Below are 4,790 nucleotides of genomic sequence, written 5' to 3' on the forward strand. Positions count from 1 at the left end.
CACGCCGTAGTAAAAAACCTGCGGATGGGTATTTTTCGGACTATCTAGTACCATCGTCTCGTGAGCGGCTAAAAATTTTCTGATATTTGAGTTTTCGTCGTTTAGATCGCCTATTATGCGGCTTCCGCCGACGCAGGTCTCTACGCACGCAGGTAGCAATCCCTCGCGCAGTCTGTGATCGCAAAAGGTGCATTTATCGACCTTATAGGTCTGCATGCTTAGGTATCTGGCGTGATACGGACAGGCCTCGGCGCATAGAGCGCAGCCGATGCACTCGGTGCTATTTACTTTGACGATGCCGTTGCTTCTTTGGTAGCTAGCGCCCGTCGGACAAACGTCGATACAGGCGGGATTTTCGCAGTGATTACAAAGGCGCGGTAGCGATGCGATAACGGCGCGGTTGCCGTCTTTGTCGCTAGCTTCGTACTCCGAAACGATCGTCCTAAAGGCGCCTGCTTGGACGTTATTTTCCATTGCGCAGTTCATCGTGCACGACTGACAGCCGACGCAGCGCGTGAGGTCGATGACCATGCCGTAGCGCGGACCTTTGGTTTTTTCAAAAGTATTCGGAGCGGCCCTAAGCGCGGTCGCCGCTATAAAAACACCCGCCGCAGCGATAAAGCTACGACGCGAACCTAGCGTTGATTGCATTTTTTCTCCTTTGAATCAAAATGGTTTCGCAACTTTATCATAACTTAACTTAAATGATAATATTAATATTTTGATTAAAATTGTTTTTCAGATTATCCCAAAATTTATTTTTTAGAAGCGTTTGGTTATAATGCTTTTCAAATTTTTAAAAATTTAAGGAAAATATCTTGAAATACGCGCTTGATTGCAAAGATAGTTTTGAAAACTCGTTTATATTTTGGCTGACTAGATACGTCAAATTTAAGCTTAGCTCGCTCTCAAACAAGGAGCTTCGCGACCCAAAGGCGCTAGCAAGCGTAAATTTTGCCCTTAGCCGCGATATAAAAAATATCGATCAGCTAGACGGCCTCGTAAAATCGGCTAGAAACGCGGGACTAACGGGTATAAATACATACTTTAATCCTCTTAAAAAGATATTCGAGACGCTCAAATTTTACGAGCTAGAGAGCCTAAAGCAGATCGACGAAGAGCTACTAAGCGAGGTGCTAGCTAGCGTCACGGGCGGGCTTAGCGACGCGAGCAAGAAAAACTACCGCATAAGCGCGATAAATTTTTTCGCATTTTTGGATAAGCAAAACGAAGAGGACGGCAAGGCGCACGTCTTTGACATCGAGCTGAAAAACTGGGGCGGCGTGGGCGGAGCGCGCGGGCAAAAGCTGCCTGAGTTTATGAGCGAGGATGAGGTCAAGAGATTTTTGGAAGCGATCGAAAACGCGGAGTTTAAAAGCAACGCCAACCGCAACAAGCTCATCATAAAAATCATTATTTTTACGGGTATCCGCGTGAGCGAGGCGCTAAACCTAAAGCGCAAAGATATCGCAGAAGACGGCGAGCTCTACGTCATCAGGATCCGCGGCAAAGGCAACAAATACCGCGTCGTCATGATCAAGCGCCGCCTCATCGAAGCCCATCTGGACGCGATCGCGATAAACTATATAAATAAAGAAGGATATCTTTTTATCAATAAAAAAGGCAAGCGCCTAACGCAAGCCTACGTGAGCCGCATCGTCGAGCAGATCCTCTTTAAAGCCGGAATCCGCAAGGAAAAAAACGGCGCTCACATGCTGCGCCACACCTTTGCCACAATGCTTTATAAAAAACAAAAAGACCTGGTTTTGGTGCAAGAAGCACTCGGACACGCGAGCCTAAACACCTCGCGCATCTACACGCATTTTGATAGCGAAAAGCTAAAACTCGCCGCCCAGGTGGCCGAGGAGCTAAGCGGAGAATAAAAGCGGAGATAACGGCGCATATTGCAAATTTATACACTAAAAACATACAAACGTATGATTTAAATTTTAAAAAACTATAATGAAAAAGATTATTTTATTTTTATTTTTGGCTTTGGCTTTAAACGGATTACAGATAAGAAGTATTTCAAATTTCAATAACTACAACGAATCAAAATATAAAGTAGAGGAACTTGAAGCATCGGATCAAAATTTAACGGCGCTTGGAGACGGGTACTTAGGCGACAATATGGAACAAGATTACGAAAAGGCAAACGAGTTCTACAATGAAGCTTGCGAAGCGGAGGACGGATATGGATGCTTTAGTATCGGTTTTTCTCATGAAATAGGCTTGGGCATAGAGCAAGACTCGCAAAGAGCGTTAGAATTTTATAAAAAATCATGCAGATACGGTAATCAGAGCGGTTGCGACGCAAAAGAGTGGCTAACCGATAAAAATATCATAAAGATCTTTAATCTAAATGAGGCAAAATTTAAAAGAGAATGTCAAAAAGGCGATGCGGCATGTTGCTATTTGTCGGGTCTTTTGTATGAAAAAGGCTGGGGTACGAAAAAAAACTATGAAGCAGCGTCTGAACTATATAGAAAAGCTTGCGATAAAAATAACGGCGACGGATGCGGCGGCTTGGGAAATTTATATTGCAACGCTAAAGCAGTAAGCTTTGACGACTCAACTGCCGAAAAACTATTTATAAAAGCTTGCGAGTTAAATAGCGCTTTAGGTTGTCGTTTTCTAGGCGATTTTTATCATTCAGGATGTCGGTTTAAGGATGCCTTTAAAGATAAATCTAGATCCTTCGAATTTTATAAAAAAGCTACCGTTTTATATGCTTTAGCTTGCCGAAACGGCGATGCTGTCGGTTGCAATGAGCTTGGACTTTTGCAAAAAAGAGATAACGAAAAGTCGGATGCGGTCTATAATTCTTTTAAAAAATCTTGTATTTTGGGCTACCCTGAAGGATGTAAAAATTTAGGTAAATACTATGAATCAAAGTTCAAATATGAGGTAGGACAAAGGCTTTACATTAAATCCTGCGAAATGGGATCAAGTAATGGATGCCTTAATGCCGCAGACCTATATGTATATTGGTACGACAATAGAGGTCGAAAAAGGCAGGATGAAGAAAAAATAATCGATTTTTATAAAAGAAGTTGCGATATGCAAAACGAGATGGGATGCGCTATGGTCGGAAATTACGTCGATGACGTAAAATTTGACGAAAAAGCCTGCGAACTTTATGATTATCCGTCGTGTAAAGCCATAGGAGATAGATATGTCGATATCGGTGATACGAAAAAAGCAAAAGAGTATTATATGAGAGCTTGCGATAAGTCTCGCAAAATAGGATGCGTGCAGCTTGGAGAGTTATACGAGATAGAGGGCGATTACGACAAGGCGCACGAATTTTATCAAACAGTATGCGAAAACAGCGATAATCAATTTTTGCTAGGTTGTCATAGGTTAGCGCAACTATACAAGGACGGCAAGGGAGTAAAACAAGACTTAGCAATGGCGATAAAGCTTTTTAAAAAATCTTGCGATATGGGGGCTATCTCTAGTTGTCATGAGGTTGATAGTATAAAGAAATAATTTTATTGTAATTCGATTTAATTAAATTTGGCTTACTTCAATATGATTGTTTAGAAAATGCTCACGATACGATGATTTGACGTTATGCGTTCAGTTTGCGATCTCAGTCAAGCGTCGGCTTCTCGTTGCTGCCATTTGACCGTAAAAACCACAACTTTTTTATAAATCAGGACTCTTGCTTAAGGTCGCTAAAAACGGCCGCACCCGTGAGCGCGACCGTAAATTCGGTTTAAATTTTAGAGATCGTTATTTTTTCTTTGTCGCTACCGATTACGATCTCGTCGCCGCTTTCAAGCTCGTCACGCAGGATCATATCGGCTAGCGGATCCTCGACTAGCTCGTATAGCGCTCGGCGCAAAGGTCTAGCACCGTAAACGATGTCAAAGCCAGCACCCGCGATAAATTTCTTCGCCTCTTCGCTTAGGCTTGCTTTTATGCCGCGATTTTGCAGCGTTTTTTCAAGCTCTTTAAACATTATATCTACGATTTTTATTAGCCCGTCTTCATCGAGAGGATTAAAGATTATCGTGTCGTCAAGGCGGTTTAAAAACTCGGGTTTAAACATTTGCTTTACTTCATCCATAACATTACTCTTCATTGCTGAATAGTCTTTTTCATCATCAGTACTTGAAGCAAAACCAAGATGTTTCGGCTCTACTATTCTTTGTGCACCGGCATTTGAAGTAAGAATAATAACCGTATTCTTAAAGTCAACTATTCTGCCGCTCGAATCTGTAATATGTCCGTCATCAAGCACTTGCAAAAGTATATTAAATACATCCGGATGAGCTTTTTCAATCTCATCAAAAAGTATTACAGAATAAGGATTTCTTCTAACCTTCTCGGAGAGCTGACCGCCCTCATCATATCCTACATATCCCGGAGGTGATCCTACCATCTTTGAAACCGAATGCTTTTCCATGTACTCACTCATATCTACACGAATAAGTGCACTTTCAGATCCGAACATGCTGTATGCAAGTGCTTTTGAAAGTTCAGTCTTATCGACACCTGTAGGTCCTAAGAACAAAAATGAACCGATCGGTCTTTTTGGATCTTTAAGACCCACTCTACCTCTTCTTATTGCTCTGGCTACTGCATTTACAGCCTCCTCCTGCCCTACAACTCTTTCATGTAAAACTTTTTCAAGATTATTGAGTCTTTGAGAGTCATTTTCTGTGATCTTCTTTACAGGAATTTTTGTCCAGAGTGCAACAACATCTGCAATTTCATCCTCATCTACTACAAGCATTTTATTTTTCTTGTCCTCAATCCATTTATCACGTAATTTATCTTGT

General features: G+C 41.8%; 4 protein-coding genes. 2 read left to right on the forward strand and 2 right to left on the reverse strand.

Features of this window, described 5'->3' with window-relative positions; translation table 11 throughout:
- The coding region (gene dsrO, locus Q0200_RS05920) for a sulfate reduction electron transfer complex DsrMKJOP subunit DsrO (protein ID WP_297938983.1) at positions 1-651 on the reverse strand (651 nt) is incomplete at its 3' end.
- Between the two features lie 167 nt (positions 652-818).
- On the opposite strand from dsrO, the gene Q0200_RS05925 reads away from it, so the two are divergent.
- Positions 819-1,883, forward strand: coding sequence for a tyrosine-type recombinase/integrase (locus Q0200_RS05925; protein WP_297938986.1), 1,065 nt, complete (start codon positions 819-821; stop codon positions 1,881-1,883).
- A 79-nt stretch (positions 1,884-1,962) separates the two neighbouring features.
- Positions 1,963-3,492, forward strand: coding sequence for a tetratricopeptide repeat protein (locus Q0200_RS05930; RefSeq protein WP_297938989.1), 1,530 nt, complete (start codon positions 1,963-1,965; stop codon positions 3,490-3,492).
- 229 nt (positions 3,493-3,721) lie between these two features.
- Here the strand turns inward: Q0200_RS05930 and Q0200_RS05935 are convergent.
- Positions 3,722-4,790, reverse strand: a 1,069-nt coding sequence (locus tag Q0200_RS05935; protein WP_297938992.1) for an AAA family ATPase, incomplete at its 5' end; no start/stop codon positions are given.

The sequence above is a fragment of the uncultured Campylobacter sp. genome, from assembly GCF_938045225.1.
GTDB lineage: Bacteria > Campylobacterota > Campylobacteria > Campylobacterales > Campylobacteraceae > Campylobacter_A.